The sequence below is a fragment of the Shimia sp. CNT1-13L.2 genome (genome assembly GCF_024331145.1).
Classification (GTDB): Bacteria; Pseudomonadota; Alphaproteobacteria; order Rhodobacterales; family Rhodobacteraceae; genus Shimia.
In genome coordinates, this window is record NZ_JANDJO010000010.1 from 82897 (window position 1) to 96770 (window position 13874).

Here is a 13874-nt window from a genome sequence, read left to right on the forward strand (position 1 = left end):
TTCGAGGGTTCCCAAAGAAAAAACCGGCGCGCCTTAGCGCACCGGTCTTAACCATTCCTAACGGGTTGGTAAGCGGCTTAGAGCTGCTCCATGACCTCGTCGGACGCTTCGAAGTTCGCGGTCACACGCTGAACGTCGTCGTCATCCTCCAGGGCATCAATCAGCTTCATCAGCTTCTGCATGCCTTCCAGGTCCATCTCGGTGGTGGTGGTCGGCTTCCAGACCAGCTTGGTCGAGTCCGATTCACCCAGGGCTTCCTCAAGCGCGTTCGACACGTCGTTCAGGTCGGTGTCCTCGCACCAGATGATGTGGCCATCTTCCGAGCTTTCCACATCTTCCGCGCCAGCCTCGATGGCCGCTTCGAAAATCGCATCCGCATCGCCGGCACTCGCCGGATAGGTCACTTCGCCCTTGCGCTCGAACATGAACCCGACCGAGCCCGTCTCGCCAAGGTTGCCGCCGTTCTTGGAAAAGGTCGAACGTACGGTCGACGCGGTCCGGTTGCGGTTGTCGGTCATCGCTTCCACGATCACGGCAACACCGTTCGGGCCATAGCCTTCGTAACGGATTTCCTCGTAATCGTCGCCTTCACCCGCCGTCGATTTCTTAATGGCCCGTTCGATCACGTCCTTGGGAACCGACTGCGACTTCGCCTCCTTCACCGCCAACCGCAACCGCGGGTTCTTGTCGGGATCAGGGTCGCCCATCTTCGCCGCGACGGTGATTTCCTTCGACAGCTTCGAAAACAGTTTCGACCGCGCGGCGTCCTGACGTCCCTTGCGGTGCTGAATGTTTGCCCATTTACTATGGCCGGCCATGTGTGCGTGCCCTGTTCTGTTACCTGAATTTCGCTTCATATAGCCCAACGCCACAGGGGCCTGCAAGTTGAGCACGCCTCTTAATCCATGCACTTTTGGGGGCTTTTCCCGCCGACAGCGGGGAATTTTCGCTTACCAAGCCCGCTTGCCATCCTGCGCGCCCTGCGTTTGGGTAGGGACAACGCGTAAAAGGTGCCGCATGACCACTGACCAGATCATCCTGTTTTCTCTTTTCGGAGCCGTCTTTGCCCTGCTGCTCTGGGGACGCTTCCGCTATGATCTCGTGGCCTTCGCCGCCCTGATGGTCGGCGTGGTGACCGGCGTCGTAAAGGTTGATGACGCCTTCGCAGGCTTTGGCCATCCCGCCACTATCGTCGTGGCACTGGTCCTCGTGGTCTCGGCGGGCCTCATGCGCTCCGGCGCTGTCCTGCTCATCACCCGAACACTCGTCGACAGCGCCCGTGGCCTCGGCAGTCACATCGCGCTGATGGGCGGCGTGGGCGCCGTCCTTTCCGCCTTCATGAACAACGTCGCGGCCCTTGCCCTCCTGATGCCCGTCGACATCCAGACCGCGCGCAAGGCCGGCCGCAGCCCTGCTCTGTCGTTGATGCCGCTGTCCTTTGCCACCATCCTCGGCGGCATGGCGACGCTGATCGGCACTCCGCCCAACATCATTATCGCGTCGATCCGCGAAGAGGCCCTTGGCGAACCCTACAAAATGTTCGATTTCGCTCCTGTCGGTGGCCTCACCGCCATTGCGGGGCTCGTCTTTGTTGCCCTGATCGGCTGGCGCTTGATCCCCTCTCGGGAAGATGCGGGCAAATCCGTCTCTGACCTTGGCCAATACCTCGCCGAACTGACCGTACCTCCAGAAAGCAAGCTGATCGGTCAGCGATTGGGGGAGTTACAAACGCAGGCCGACGAAGCCGATGTGGCCCTACTTGGCCTGATCCGCGATGGCAAACGCCGCTATGGGTCTTCCCGCAATGCGCGCCTGCACGCAGGCGACACTCTGATCCTCGAGGCAACGCCGGATGCCCTCGACGAATTCCGCGCGTCCCTGTCCCTCAACTTCTCTGACGAAAAACGCGAAGAACACCTCAAGGCGGCTGGCGAAGGTCTCGACATGATCGAAGTCGTTGTGCCGGAAACCGCGCGTATCGCGGGCAAGACCGCGCAGGCCCTTGGCCTTGCATGGCGACAGGGCTCTGTTCTCATGGGCATTTCCCGCGAGGGCCGTCGCATCACCGAACACATCCGCCGCACCGTGGTCAAACCCGGTGACATCCTCCTCCTGCTGGTCCCCAAGGACCGCGGCCCGGATGTCACCGACTGGCTCGGCTGCCTGCCACTTGCAGATCGCGGTCTTGTCGTCACCGACAACACCAAGGTCTGGCTGGCCATCGGTCTTTTCACCGCCGCCGTCCTCGCGGCCTCTGTTGGGCTGCTTTACCTGCCCATCGCCCTTGGCCTCGTGGTGATTGCTTATGTCCTCACCAAGATCGTGCCGATTTCGGAACTCTACGATCACATCGAATGGCCGGTCGTGGTTCTGTTGGGGTCCATGATCCCACTGGGCGCCGCTCTCGAAGATGCAGGCGGAACCGCGCTGATTGCCAATTCGTTAATCGGGCTGACCGAGGGCCTGCCCGGATGGGCGGTACTCACCGTTTTGATGCTGGTCACGATGACGCTTTCGGATGTCCTGAACAACACCGCGACAACCATCGTTGCGGCCCCTGTCGGCATCCAGATGGCCCACACCCTCGGTGTCTCGCCGGATCCCTTCCTGATGGCCGTGGCCGTCGCAGCCTCTTCCGCCTTCCTGACCCCGATCGGGCATAAGAACAACACCCTGATCCTTGGCCCCGGCGGCTATCACTTCGGAGACTACTGGCGCATGGGGCTCCCGTTGGAAATCCTCGTGGTTGCCGTATCCGTGCCGTCGATCCTGCTGTTCTGGCCGCTCTAGCGACGCCCCATCAGGCGGGCCATATCGAGCATCCGCTCGGAAAAGCCCCACTCGTTGTCGTACCAGCCAAAGACCCGCAGCAACCCGCCAACCGAAACCGACGTCTCGCGCCCCGAAAGGATCAGGGACTCTGGCCGCGACCGCAGATCGGTCGAGACCAGCGGCTTTTCCGTCCAGCCCAGCAGGTGCGCCTTGGCGGCTTCGGCCTTCAGCAAGGCGTTCACCGCCTCCACCGAGGTCGCCGCGTCCGTCTGGATCGTCAGGTCGATCGCCGACACACTTGCCGTCGGCACCCGGATCGCCCGCGCCAATACCCGTCCCGCAAGGTTCGGGAGAACCTTGTCAATCAAGCGCCCCGCACTTGTCGTGGTCGGCACCATAGACAACGCCGCTGCTCGACTGCGCGCAAGGTCACCGCGCGGCTTGTCCACCGTCGGCTGGCTGCCAGTGTAACAATGCACCGTGGTCATGTGCCCCGAGATCAACCCGTATTCCGCATCCAGAACCTTCAACAACGGCGCCAGTGCGTTGGTCGTGCACGAGGCGTTCGAGATAATCTTGTGATCGCCCATCTCGTCCTCGTTCGCGCCCATGACCAGTGTGATATCCGCCTGGTCGGAAGGCCCCGAGATCAGGACAGACCCTGCGCCTGCCTCAAGCCCGCGCTCGGCCACGGCACGCGTTCCGGCCATGCCGGTACATTCCAGAACCACGTCTACCGAAGACAAATCCAGATCACGCAGATCGGTCACCCCGTGAAAAGGAAACCTCTGACCGTTGATGATGATCGCTTCCGCGCCGGTTTCCACCGATCCCCGGAAGGTACCGAACACGCTGTCGTATTCGAATAGGTAGGCGCAGGTCTCAAGCGGCTCGATGTCATTGATCCCGACGATCTCGATATCTTCGTGCCGACCCTGCGCAAGAATGCGCAGCAGCGTCCGGCCAATGCGGCCAAAGCCGTTGAGAAAGATGCGAATCTTGCGGTCACTCATGTGCGCCTCCTTCGGTTGGCCTGTTTTCAGCGTGTTTGCCGCCGAAAGACCAGCGCATTTTTGTGATACATCGCATCAAGGAGGCAGGTGATTTACGGCGAAATCACCCGGAAATGCGCAATTCGATGGGCTCAGCTCAGCGTCATGTGCCGGTTCACGTCCTTGTAAAGCAGGTAACGGAACCGTCCCGGGCCACCCGCATAACAGGCCTGCGGACAAAAGGCGCGCAGCCACATGAAATCCCCGGCCTCTACCTCGACCCAATCCTGATTGAGCCGATACACCGCCTTGCCTTCAAGAACATAAAGCCCGTGTTCCATGACGTGCGTCTCGGCAAAGGGGATCACCGCGCCGGGTTCAAAGGTCACGATATTGACGTGCATGTCATGGCGCAGGTCCTCGGACTCCACGAACCGCGTCGTGGCCCATTTACCCTCGGTGTCAGGCATCGGCGTCGGCGCAACGTCCTTTTCGTTCGTGACAAAGGCCTCTGGCGCATCCAGCCCTTCTACGGCCTCATATGCCTTGCGGACCCAGTGAAACCGTACCGGCTCGGCACTCTCGTTGCTCAACGTCCAAACTGCTCCGGGCGGGATATAGGCATAGCCCCCCTCGCCCATTTCGTGGCGTGTACCCGCCAGCGTCAGAACCATCTGCCCTTCCACCACGAAAAGAACGGCCTGCGCGCGCGGATCGGTTTCGGGCCGCTCGCTCCCGCCACCCGGCAACACCTCGCCGATGTACTGCGAAAAGGTCTCGGCAAACCCCGACAATGGCCGCGCCAACACCCAGAACCGCGCCTTGTCCCAAAACGGCAACAGCGACGTTACGATATCGCTCATCGTGCCTTTCGGGATGACCGCATAGGCCTCGGTGAACATGGCACGATCAGTCAGCAACTGGGTCTGGGGCGGCAACCCGCCCTTGGGGGCATAATAGGTGGTCATGGTGGTTCCCGGTTGTCGGAGGTCGTCTTATTCTGCCCCCTCTCGCGACAGAGGTCCAACGGCAATGGCGGGAGATCGCTGCTGAAACATCCCCTTGGAATATTTGATAATCAGATTGGCTCGATCAACTCCGGCCCACTCGCGCGGTTCGAATTCACCGCCCGGTCCACCTGATGGAAGTGCAACAGGTCATCTTCGGCTGACACCATCAACCGCGCGGCGCCGTGACCTTCTTCGCCAAGCCAAAGCCCCCAATCCTCGCAGTCCACGATCACCGGCATCCGATGGTGAATCGTCGACATCGGCTTGTTGGCGCCCGTGGTGACAATCGCGCAGGTATCAAACGATAAGTCCCCCATTTCCCAGTGCTGCCAGACCCCGGCAAGCGCCAATGGCCCATCCCCTTGAATGTACCACGGCCAGCGCACGCCCTCATCATCCTTGGTCCATTCATAGAACCCGCTCACCGGAATAAGACACCGCCGCGCCCGGCAGGCCGCGCGAAAAGCGGGTTTCTCGGCAAGTGTCTCGGCACGGGCATTGATCAGCAGCGGGCCATCATCAGGCTTTTTGTACCAATGCGGCACAAAGCCCCAACGCATCGCCACCAGCCTGCGCCCGGCCTCGTTGCCCATAACAACGTGGACCTTCGTGGTCGGGCAAACGTTGTAGTTAGGCACATCAGGCAGGTCATTCGCAGGCGCCGCTGAAAACAACTGCGCCATAGCGTCATTGGGTAAGGTGATTGCAAATCTTCCGCACATGTTTAAACCGTATCACCGGACCCGAGCTGCTTTCAAAGCCAAAGCTCCGCTCCTAAAGGAAGGAAGAGGCAAAATGGCTAAATCTCCTCAACAAATTGCCCAGAAACTTGCATCCCAATTGCAGGCGGGTCAATTTGGTGCCGCAGCGAAGCTCGCAAAAACTGCAACAAAGCAGTTTCCGAAAGAAAGCCACTTTGCAAACGTTGCCGCCACCGCGCTCATAAACATGGATCGCACGCGGGAAGCTCTGCCGTTTTTTGCCAAGGCGCTGCAACTCGCGCCCGGCCATGAAGAATACCAAAACAACCTCATCCACGCCTACATCGTCGCCAAACAGCATGAGAAAGCCAACGAGCTCATCGAGCGTTTTCTACCAACGCGGAAAGATGCCTCCAAACTGCTTCACCTAAAGGCTTTTTCTGCGCAACTTCAGGCAAAACACGAGGATACCATCGTCGCCGCAACCAAGGGGCTAGAACAGGACGGACCGCTCCAAACGACCTTTCTGGAAATGAGAGGGATGGCGTACGATCATCAAAACGATTTCGGCCGCGCGCTAGAGGATTTTGACCAATTGTTAGAGATTGATCCTGACAATTGCAGAGCACTGCAACTGAAAGCAAATCTGCTCCTCGACAATTATCAAACTGAAAACGCGATTGCTCTTCTGGAGAATGCTCTGGATAGGCATCCTAAGGATTGCGGTCTGCTCACCGCCATGGCGTCTGCACACTTCTCGCAAGGAGAGGTGGAGAGCGCACACACACATCTGGACGAAGCGATGAAGATTAATCCAAATTCTTCAGAGACTTTGATTTTGCTCGCAAAATCTCTGAAAGGTGACGTGTTGCAGAAATACATGCCTAAGGCCCAGGAGGCATTAAAAGCCCATCCCAAAGGATCCTCGGGCTGGTGCAACATCCAGTTCGCCCTCGGACATATGTATTTCGCGTCTCGGAACTACCAGGCTGCCGGGCGACACTATGAAAAGGCGAACGGTGGCCTTTCCAAACTGGAAATCCACCGCCAGGAAGCTGAAGATACAAAGTTTGAGAAAATCCTTGCAGCAACGCCCGCCGGACCCTGCGAATGGACCGAACCCAGGGATGGACAGCCAAAGACAATACTGGTTGTCGGACAACCACGATCCGGCACAACCCTGACAGAAATGGTCCTGTCCAGCCATCCGGACGTAGCAAGCTGCGGCGAACTGATGAACGGCGCAGTGGCAGCCAAGCAGTTTATCGATGCGGATTTGGAGTTCGACCCCAAGCTCTTTGAAAGTGAGTACACTGGCAACCTGCCCGAACAGGTCCTGCATCATCCCGCTTTCGTCGACAAGATGCCCTCGAACTACAGGCACATCGGGATGTTCCTACATGGTCTGCCCGGTGTTCGCATCATTCATATTGAACGTGACCCAAGAGATGTAGCCCTTTCCATGTGGAAAGAGCGTTTCAAGGCAGATGGGCTGCGCTTTACCAACGATCTGGTGCATATCGCCCAGCAAGCCAATCTCTACCGGCGCTACATGCGGCACTGGGAAAAGGAATTTCCCGGTCAGTTCCTGACCATCCGTTACGATGACCTCGTGTCCGATCTGGAGGCGACCAGCAAGAAAATGGCAGAGTTCGCGGGGCTCGACTGGACCGAGGCAATGATGAGTCCCGAACGCAACAAGGCCTCGGTACGAACCGCTTCCGTCGTGCAGGTCCGCGAGGGTGTTCACAAGAAATCGCTTGGGGGCTGGCGTCGGATGGAAGAGGCTCTGCGCCCGTTCAACAAGGCTCTTGACCGTGATCTATGGCCGGAACTTGAGTGGTAAACCGCGGCTCGACTAGCGGTATTGCTTGCGGGCCAGGTCGATCCGCGCCTCCATCATCGACATCTCTTTCATGATGTCCTGACGGCGCGTCCGGTCGCCTGTTTCGCGCAGCTCTTCGCGCAGACGTGCCAGTTCGCGCGACAGGGATACGAATTCGGGAACACCACCCGCTTCTTTGACGAGGCGGTTCAACATCGCGTTTTCGGGGTCTTCCTCGCGCGGCAAAGGCTTGCCGGCACCTTCGAGATTGTCGAAGGCACCTTCTGCCTCGGCCTCAGAGATCTTGGCGTTGATAAGATCAATCAGCGGATGGTCCATGCCGCCTCCAAATGAAACCCCCGCCAGTGTTCCGGCGGGGGCGCCCAAGGTCAAGTCGCCTGTTACTTACGGGTGATACGCCCGTCAGTGTAGGGCGCATAAGGCCCGCTCTTGGCGAGGAACTCGGCCGTCACATCCGCCAGGTCCGGACCGTAGTCATAGGCGTTGGTGGCATCGCGGAACATCTTGTACCCGTCACCGCCGTTGCGGACATAGTTGTTCGAGACGAGGCCGTAGGTCTTGGCCGGATCAATCGGCCCCCATGCCCCATTCTCCATCACCATGACATCAGAAACCCGTCCTTCGTTCGGCGCCACCGACATGTCAAAGGTGAACTTCAGCCCGGCCACCTGCGGGAAACGGCCCTTGCCGTCCTCAACCTGACTGACACCGTTTTCAAGCGCGTCAATCACGGTTTGGCCGGACACCTGGAAGGTCGACAGCGTGTTCTGGAACGGCAGTACCGTCAGGACCTCGCCCATCGTCACTTCGCCGGCATCAATCGACGCACGCAGACCACCGCCGTTCTGGATCGCGATCTGGACACCTTGATCCTTCACGCGGTCCAGCATGGCATCGGCCACGAGATTCCCCATCGGGCATTCCACCGCACGGCAGGTTTCGCGCGCGCCTTCAATCGCCGCGCTGGCTTCGGCGACCACGCGCTTTTTCATCTCCTCGATCGGTGCGCCCATCTCGGCCACACGCGCGGCAATCGCCGCATCCGGCGTCACCGAGGCATCCAGCAGGATCGGCTCCCCCATGGCCGAGGTCACGTTGCCCGCGTCATCAAAGGTCACGACCAATTCGCCAAGGTACTTGGAATAGGCATAGGCCTGTACCACCGGAACGTTGCCCACCATGACGGGATAAGCGCCCTTGGCGCGGTCATTGGTGTTGGACAACAGCGTATGCGAGTGTCCGCCCACGACCAGATCGATCCCCGGCACGTTGGCCGCAATATCCATATCTTTGGGCAGGCCGACGTGGGTCAGTGCGATGATCTTGTTAACGCCGTCCGCCTCAAGTGCCGCGACATCGCCCTTCAGGCTTTCGATCTCGTCCTGAAAAACCACGTTCGGCCCCGGCGAAGAGGTATCAACGGTGTCGGTGGCCAGAACCGATATGATGCCGATCTTCTCGCCACCGACCTCAAGCACCACATGGTTGCCCACCTTGCCGTTAAGCGCAGGTTCCGAGGACAGATCAAGGTTGCCCGAAATCACCGGGAAAGAGACCGCGTCGATGAACTTTTCAAGGCCCATCGGGCCATCGTCGAACTCGTGGTTGCCCACGGCCATGACGTCATAGCCGATGGCCTGCATGAACTCGGCCTCTGCCGCGCCCTTGTAGGTGGTATAGAACAGTGAGCCCTGGAACGGGTCACCGGCATCCAGCACCAGATAGTTCTGACCGGCAAGCTCGGCGCGTTTGGCATCCACCATGGTCTTGATACGGGCCACGCCGCCAAAGCATTTCCCCTCGGCTTCGCCTTCCGCGTTACAGGTCGAATCGTACTTGTTGATCGACTCGATCCGGCTGTGAATGTCGTTCGTATGCAGAATGGTAATCTTGTAATCGGCCCAGGCCATGCCAGCGGTCATCGCCAGCGTGGCCGCCCCGGCCATCAATTTGTGAAACATCTTATTGCTCCCCGCGTTTTTGTTGCTCCTCTCAAACGGTGACTCGGTTTCGGGCACCTGTCAAACCTTGACCTCGGGACAGCATGAAGGCATGTCACGACCATGCTTATTTTCAAGATCTTCCGCGCCCCCGAGTGGGCGGATTTGCGCGCAGCCGGCGAGACCGTAGGCGCCCCCGTGGACGTGGCCGATGGCTTTGTCCATTTCTCGACCGCCGAACAGGTTGCCGAAACCGCCGCCAAGCATTTCGCGGGCGAGGATGACCTTTTCCTTCTGGGCCTCGAAGCGGATGACATGGGCGAAGACCTCAAGTGGGAACCCTCCCGCGGCGGCGCGCTTTTCCCGCATCTTTATCGCCCGCTGAAGCTGGCGGATGTGGCCTGGGCCCAGCCCCTGCCCCTTGAGAATGGCACCCATCAATTTCCCGCAGGTCTCTGCATATGAAACTGCTTGAAAACATCGGCCTCAAGGCCCTCCACCAGATTGATCCCGAAGCCGCCCATGGCCTTGCCATCAAGGCGCTGCAAATGGGGATGGCACATGCGCCGGGCACCCTGACCTCGCCACGGCTGAAAACCACCTTTGCCGGGCTCGACCTGCCCAATCCCGTGGGATTGGCCGCAGGTTTCGACAAGAACGCAACTGCGCTTGACGGTCTGGCCAAGGCCGGCTTCGGCTTTTTCGAGGTCGGCGCAGCCACCCCGCGCCCGCAGCCCGGAAACCCCAAGCCCCGCCTGTTCCGCCTGTCCGAAGACCGCGCCGCCATCAACCGGTTCGGCTTTAACAACGAGGGCATGGACGCCATCGCCGCGCGACTGGCAAATCGCCCCAAGAACGCGGTGATCGGCCTCAACCTCGGGGCCAACAAGGACAGCGAAGACCGCGCGAGCGATTTTGCCAAAGTGTTGGCGCACTGCGGCGCACACCTCGACTTTGCTACCGTCAACGTGTCCTCCCCCAACACCGAGAAACTGCGCGATCTTCAAGGCAAGGCCGCCCTGTCGGCGCTGCTGTCCGGTGTCATGGAAACCCGCGATGCGCTGGACCGGCCGATCCCCGTCTTCCTCAAGATCGCGCCTGATCTTTCCGATGCGGAAATCGCCGAAATTGCCGAGGTGGCCGTCGAATCCAGGCTCGATGCGGTGATCACCACCAACACCACGCTAGATCGCAAGGGCCTCGCGTCCAAGCACCGTGACGAGATGGGCGGCCTGTCCGGCGCCCCGCTCTTTACCAAATCCACCCGCGTTCTCGCCCGCCTGTCGCAACTGACCGACGGCCAGATGCCCCTGATCGGTGTCGGCGGCATCTGCAACGCACAGGACGCCTACGACAAGATCTGCGCCGGCGCTTCCGTCGTGCAACTCTATACCGCGCTGGTCTATGGCGGTCTGTCGCTGGTCGAAGGCATCGTGCGCGGTCTTGATGCGCTTCTTGAACAGGACGGTTTCAGCAATGTCGCCGAAGCTGTCGGCACGAAACGGGAGAACTGGCTGTGATCACCATCTGGCACAATCCGCGCTGCTCGAAATCGCGGCAGACTCTGGCCCTGATCGAGGACAAGGGTGACATCACCATCCGCAAGTATCTTGAAGATGCCCCAAGCGTCGAAGAGATCACCGCGGTGCGCGACCTGCTCGGCGTCAAAGCCATCGAGATTATGCGCCCGCGAGAAGCCGAGTTCCAGGAAATGGGCCTCTCGCGCACTGACGAGGATGACACGCTGATCGCGGCAATGGCGCAATGCCCCAAGCTGATCGAACGTCCGATTGTTCTTGCCAATGGCAAGGCGGCCTTGGGACGCCCGCCCGAAAACGTGCTCGACATCCTTTAATCTGCGCTGCGGCCCCGCTTACGCACGCGAGGCCGCTGCTTCTACTTTTGGGTATTTCCACCCAAGCGTCGCCCCGCGCGCCACGAAGGACACAAGCAGCGCCAGCCAAAGCCCGTGATTTCCGAACAGGGGAATGAACGCAGCGACCGCCACGACATAAACCACCAGGGAAATCGCCATCATGTTGCGCATGTCGCGTGTGCGCGTGGCCCCGATGAAAATCCCGTCCAGCATCCAGCTCGCGATCCCAATCGGCGGCGCCAGAACCATCCACCACAGATAACTGCGTGCCTCACTGCGCACCTCGGGCGAGGTTGCCATCAGGTCGATGATCGCGCCACCGGCCAGGGCAAAGGCCGCAGCAAGCCCCATGACAACGATCAATCCCCAAAGGCTGCTCTTGATCGCCGCCTGCCGGAGCGCCCCGCGATTGTATGCACCCAGAGCCTGTCCCACCATCGCCTCGGCGGCAAAGGCAAACCCATCCAGCGCATAGGCCGTGATCTCGAGAAACTGGAGCAACACCTGGTTGGCCGCGAGTGTCACATCCCCGAACCGCGCCCCAAGAAACAAGAATGACATGAAGATCGCCTGCAACATCAAAGAACGCAGCATGATATCCGTGTTGACGGCCATGACCTCGCGCAGACGGGCCTTGTCGAACACCCGCACCCAATCGCGCCAGGCGGGCTGACGAAAGGCGCTGCGACACAGCCACAACCCAAGCGCCAATCCCGTCCATTCGGCAATGAAGGTAGCAAAGGCGACGCCGGGAACGCCCCAGCCAAGCCCAAGAACGAACCACAGGTCCAGAACGATATTGAGCCCGTTCATCCACAGCTGCAACACGAGAACGGCGCGTGTTCTCTCAAGGGCGATCAACCAGCCCGTCACGCCGTAAAGCGCGATGGCCGCCGGGGCGCTGTAGACCCGGATTTGCAGGTACTGCCGTGCAAGTCCTTCAACCTCGGCACTGGCAGGCGAAAGCTTGAACGCCAGCGCATAAAGCGGCACCTGCAACAGGACAATCGCCACGCCGGCAAGGCTGCCCAGCATCAGGGCCCTCGTCAGCATGGCCGCCACTTCACCATGCCGCCCCGCGCCTTGTGCCTGGGACGTCAGCCCAGTGGTGCCCATGCGCAGGAACCCGAACAGCCAGTAAAACCCGGTCAGGATAACGGCACCGATCCCCACCGCGCCAATCGGCGCGGCCTCGCCCATCTGCCCGACAACACCCGTATCCACCGCCCCGAGGATCGGAACGGTGGCATTGGAAATCACGATGGGGATTGCAGTGCGCAGCACCCGACCATGGGTGATTGCGCCGACGTCAGCCATCCTTGCGCGCGGGCATCAGGAAATGCCCGGTCGCCTGTGCGAACAGTTTTGCCCGCTGGTCCTGCCAGGCCTCGACATGCACCGATGCATAGCGCCGCCCCGAACGGTTTACCCGCGCCCGCGCATAGGCATCCCGCGGCAGGCCCGAGCGCAGGTAATCAATATTGAAATCGATTGTCTTGGGCAGACGCGGCAGATACCCCAAAGCCAGTTCGTCAGCATCCAACACACCGGTTTCGATCTCTTCCCACAAGACGGACCATGCCAGACCGATCACGGCGGTGGTTTCAAGAAAACCGGCAATGGCCCCGCCATGCAGCGCTGGCAGCATCGGATTGCCGATCAGCTTCTCGTCAAACGGCATGATCGCGGTCAACTCGTCACCGCGGCGCTCGAATTCGATTCCCATGAACTGCACATAGGGAACCCCGTGAACCAGCGCATTCAATGCTGCGTCTCGGCGTTGCTTTACCACCTGGACGGGCTCGGGACGTGTACGCGCCATTACCGTTTGCCCTCCACTGTAAAGGCACCCGTGGCCGTGGCCACCGGTCGGTCAGTGTCATCATCCATCGCCGTGGCGCGGACAAAGGCAACAGAACGAGTGATGTGATAACACTCGGCGCGCGTCCGGACGGTCTGCCCCGGCGTCGCCGCGCGCATATAGTCGATTCGCAGATCAATCGTTGCCGTACCAGCAGGAGAGGACGGATGGCTCATCGCTGCTGCACCGCAACATGTGTCCATCAAAGCCGACACCGCGCCGCCATGCAGCACCCCGGTTTCCGGGTCTCCTACAATCCGCAGATCATAAGGCAATTCCATCTCGGCAATCCCGTCACCGATATCCGTCAGCGTCATCCCCAACGCCTTGCAATGCGGGATCGCATTGATGAACTGTTCTGCCATTCGGGCTTTTTCCGGGTTCATAATCCGCTCTCCTAGTCTTCGGCCAACTATGATCCTGATTTCTCTGCAACGGCAAGGGGGCGGTTGCACCTTGCAGCGCAGCATTTTAAGTTCATGCCCGAGGAGAGTTGCAAATGTCTGATACCCGTCTGACCTTTAAAGAGATGTGCGCGAGATTCGACGTCACACCAAGAACGTTGCGTTACTATGAGTACATCGAACTTCTCGAGCCCGAGCGCGAAGGCCGGTCGCGCTATTTCGGCCCGCGCGAAGTCGCCCGCATGACCTTGATCATGCGCGGACGTCGCTTTGGCATAAAACTCGAAAACATCCGACAGTGGCTTCTGATCTACGAACACGAAGGAAGCGCAGCGCAGATGCAGGCCTTTGTTGCCATGGCGGATCGCCAGTACGAGGAACTCCAGGAGCAAAAAGCGCAGCTGGAGGAAGCCATGGACGAGCTGATGCAACTGCGTAACGAAACCGCGGATTCCCTCGCCAAAGTCTGACC

Annotated in this window: 15 protein-coding genes; 6 read left to right on the plus strand and 9 right to left on the minus strand. The window is 59.9% G+C overall.

From position 1 onward, the window contains the following. Window positions 1-77: 77 nt before the first annotated feature. Complete coding sequence (locus NNA36_RS17115; RefSeq protein ID WP_255109253.1) at window positions 78-818, minus strand: YebC/PmpR family DNA-binding transcriptional regulator; 741 nt, start codon at window positions 816-818, stop codon at window positions 78-80. A gap of 199 nt (window positions 819-1017) precedes the next feature. Between NNA36_RS17115 and NNA36_RS17120 the strand changes: the two genes are divergently transcribed. After that, on the plus strand, window positions 1018-2790 hold the full coding sequence (locus NNA36_RS17120) for an SLC13 family permease (protein ID WP_255109255.1): 1773 nt from the start codon (window positions 1018-1020) through the stop codon (window positions 2788-2790). Here NNA36_RS17120 and NNA36_RS17125 read toward each other — a convergent pair. From NNA36_RS17125 to NNA36_RS17135, 3 genes are all read right to left on the minus strand, one after another. Continuing rightward, window positions 2787-3785, minus strand: coding sequence for a type I glyceraldehyde-3-phosphate dehydrogenase (locus tag NNA36_RS17125; RefSeq protein ID WP_255109257.1), 999 nt, complete (start codon window positions 3783-3785; stop codon window positions 2787-2789). The genes NNA36_RS17120 and NNA36_RS17125 overlap by 4 nt on opposite strands. 131 nt (window positions 3786-3916) lie before the next feature. Then, window positions 3917-4732 (minus strand): bifunctional allantoicase/(S)-ureidoglycine aminohydrolase, encoded by an 816-nt coding sequence (locus NNA36_RS17130; protein ID WP_255109259.1) that lies wholly within the window; start codon window positions 4730-4732, stop codon window positions 3917-3919. Between the two features lie 110 nt (window positions 4733-4842). Next, complete coding sequence (locus NNA36_RS17135; protein ID WP_255109261.1) at window positions 4843-5496, minus strand: SOS response-associated peptidase; 654 nt, start codon at window positions 5494-5496, stop codon at window positions 4843-4845. 73 nt (window positions 5497-5569) lie between these two features. Here NNA36_RS17135 and NNA36_RS17140 point away from each other — a divergent pair, with 73 nt between their 5' ends. Continuing rightward, window positions 5570-7321 (plus strand): tetratricopeptide repeat-containing sulfotransferase family protein, encoded by a 1752-nt coding sequence (locus NNA36_RS17140; protein WP_255109262.1) that lies wholly within the window; start codon window positions 5570-5572, stop codon window positions 7319-7321. Window positions 7322-7333: 12 nt separating this feature from the next. On the opposite strand, the gene NNA36_RS17145 is transcribed toward NNA36_RS17140, so the two are convergent. Both NNA36_RS17145 and NNA36_RS17150 read right to left on the minus strand, forming a co-directional pair. Continuing rightward, window positions 7334-7639, minus strand: a complete 306-nt coding sequence (locus tag NNA36_RS17145) for a DUF1992 domain-containing protein (protein WP_255109264.1) — start codon at window positions 7637-7639, stop codon at window positions 7334-7336. A gap of 62 nt (window positions 7640-7701) precedes the next feature. Beyond that, complete coding sequence (locus NNA36_RS17150; RefSeq protein ID WP_255109266.1) at window positions 7702-9282, minus strand: bifunctional UDP-sugar hydrolase/5'-nucleotidase; 1581 nt, start codon at window positions 9280-9282, stop codon at window positions 7702-7704. Between the two features lie 102 nt (window positions 9283-9384). On the opposite strand from NNA36_RS17150, the gene NNA36_RS17155 reads away from it, so the two are divergent. From NNA36_RS17155 to arsC, 3 genes are read left to right on the plus strand one after another with little or no spacing between them, the layout of a single operon-like run. Next, a complete protein-coding gene (locus NNA36_RS17155; protein WP_255109268.1) occupies window positions 9385-9726 on the plus strand; it encodes a DUF952 domain-containing protein in 342 nt (113 codons plus the stop codon). Beyond that, a complete protein-coding gene (locus NNA36_RS17160) occupies window positions 9723-10781 on the plus strand; it encodes a quinone-dependent dihydroorotate dehydrogenase (RefSeq protein WP_255109270.1) in 1059 nt (352 codons plus the stop codon). Before NNA36_RS17155 ends, NNA36_RS17160 begins: the two co-directional genes overlap by 4 nt. Beyond that, on the plus strand, window positions 10778-11116 hold the full coding sequence (gene arsC / locus NNA36_RS17165) for an arsenate reductase (glutaredoxin) (RefSeq protein WP_255109272.1): 339 nt from the start codon (window positions 10778-10780) through the stop codon (window positions 11114-11116). Before NNA36_RS17160 ends, arsC begins: the two co-directional genes overlap by 4 nt. Window positions 11117-11134: 18 nt before the next feature. On the opposite strand, the gene NNA36_RS17170 is transcribed toward arsC, so the two are convergent. From NNA36_RS17170 to NNA36_RS17180, 3 genes are read right to left on the minus strand one after another with little or no spacing between them, the layout of a single operon-like run. Then, a complete protein-coding gene (locus tag NNA36_RS17170) occupies window positions 11135-12454 on the minus strand; it encodes an MATE family efflux transporter (RefSeq protein ID WP_255109274.1) in 1320 nt (439 codons plus the stop codon). Next, window positions 12447-12959 (minus strand): PaaI family thioesterase, encoded by a 513-nt coding sequence (locus tag NNA36_RS17175; protein ID WP_255109276.1) that lies wholly within the window; start codon window positions 12957-12959, stop codon window positions 12447-12449. The genes NNA36_RS17170 and NNA36_RS17175 overlap by 8 nt, the downstream gene beginning before the upstream one ends. Further along, window positions 12959-13384, minus strand: a complete 426-nt coding sequence (locus tag NNA36_RS17180) for a PaaI family thioesterase (protein ID WP_255109278.1) — start codon at window positions 13382-13384, stop codon at window positions 12959-12961. The genes NNA36_RS17175 and NNA36_RS17180 overlap by 1 nt, the downstream gene beginning before the upstream one ends. A 113-nt stretch (window positions 13385-13497) precedes the next feature. Between NNA36_RS17180 and NNA36_RS17185 the strand changes: the two genes are divergently transcribed. After that, window positions 13498-13872, plus strand: a complete 375-nt coding sequence (locus NNA36_RS17185) for a MerR family DNA-binding transcriptional regulator (protein WP_255109280.1) — start codon at window positions 13498-13500, stop codon at window positions 13870-13872. Window positions 13873-13874 lie beyond the last annotated feature (2 nt).

Excerpts from the sequence above, each read along its gene's own strand:
- NNA36_RS17115 (WP_255109253.1), bottom strand. The coding sequence starts at position 818 with ATGGCCGGCCATAGTAAATGGGCAAACATTCAGCACCGCAAGGGACGT.
- NNA36_RS17120 (WP_255109255.1), top strand. The coding sequence starts at position 1,018 with ATGACCACTGACCAGATCATCCTGTTTTCTCTTTTCGGAGCCGTCTTT.
- NNA36_RS17125 (WP_255109257.1), bottom strand. The coding sequence starts at position 3,785 with ATGAGTGACCGCAAGATTCGCATCTTTCTCAACGGCTTTGGCCGCATT.
- NNA36_RS17130 (WP_255109259.1), bottom strand. The coding sequence starts at position 4,732 with ATGACCACCTATTATGCCCCCAAGGGCGGGTTGCCGCCCCAGACCCAG.
- NNA36_RS17135 (WP_255109261.1), bottom strand. The coding sequence starts at position 5,496 with ATGTGCGGAAGATTTGCAATCACCTTACCCAATGACGCTATGGCGCAG.
- NNA36_RS17140 (WP_255109262.1), top strand. The coding sequence starts at position 5,570 with ATGGCTAAATCTCCTCAACAAATTGCCCAGAAACTTGCATCCCAATTG.
- NNA36_RS17145 (WP_255109264.1), bottom strand. The coding sequence starts at position 7,639 with ATGGACCATCCGCTGATTGATCTTATCAACGCCAAGATCTCTGAGGCC.
- NNA36_RS17150 (WP_255109266.1), bottom strand. The coding sequence starts at position 9,282 with ATGTTTCACAAATTGATGGCCGGGGCGGCCACGCTGGCGATGACCGCT.
- NNA36_RS17155 (WP_255109268.1), top strand. The coding sequence starts at position 9,385 with ATGCTTATTTTCAAGATCTTCCGCGCCCCCGAGTGGGCGGATTTGCGC.
- NNA36_RS17160 (WP_255109270.1), top strand. The coding sequence starts at position 9,723 with ATGAAACTGCTTGAAAACATCGGCCTCAAGGCCCTCCACCAGATTGAT.
- NNA36_RS17170 (WP_255109274.1), bottom strand. The coding sequence starts at position 12,454 with ATGGCTGACGTCGGCGCAATCACCCATGGTCGGGTGCTGCGCACTGCA.
- NNA36_RS17175 (WP_255109276.1), bottom strand. The coding sequence starts at position 12,959 with ATGGCGCGTACACGTCCCGAGCCCGTCCAGGTGGTAAAGCAACGCCGA.
- NNA36_RS17180 (WP_255109278.1), bottom strand. The coding sequence starts at position 13,384 with ATGAACCCGGAAAAAGCCCGAATGGCAGAACAGTTCATCAATGCGATC.
- NNA36_RS17185 (WP_255109280.1), top strand. The coding sequence starts at position 13,498 with ATGTCTGATACCCGTCTGACCTTTAAAGAGATGTGCGCGAGATTCGAC.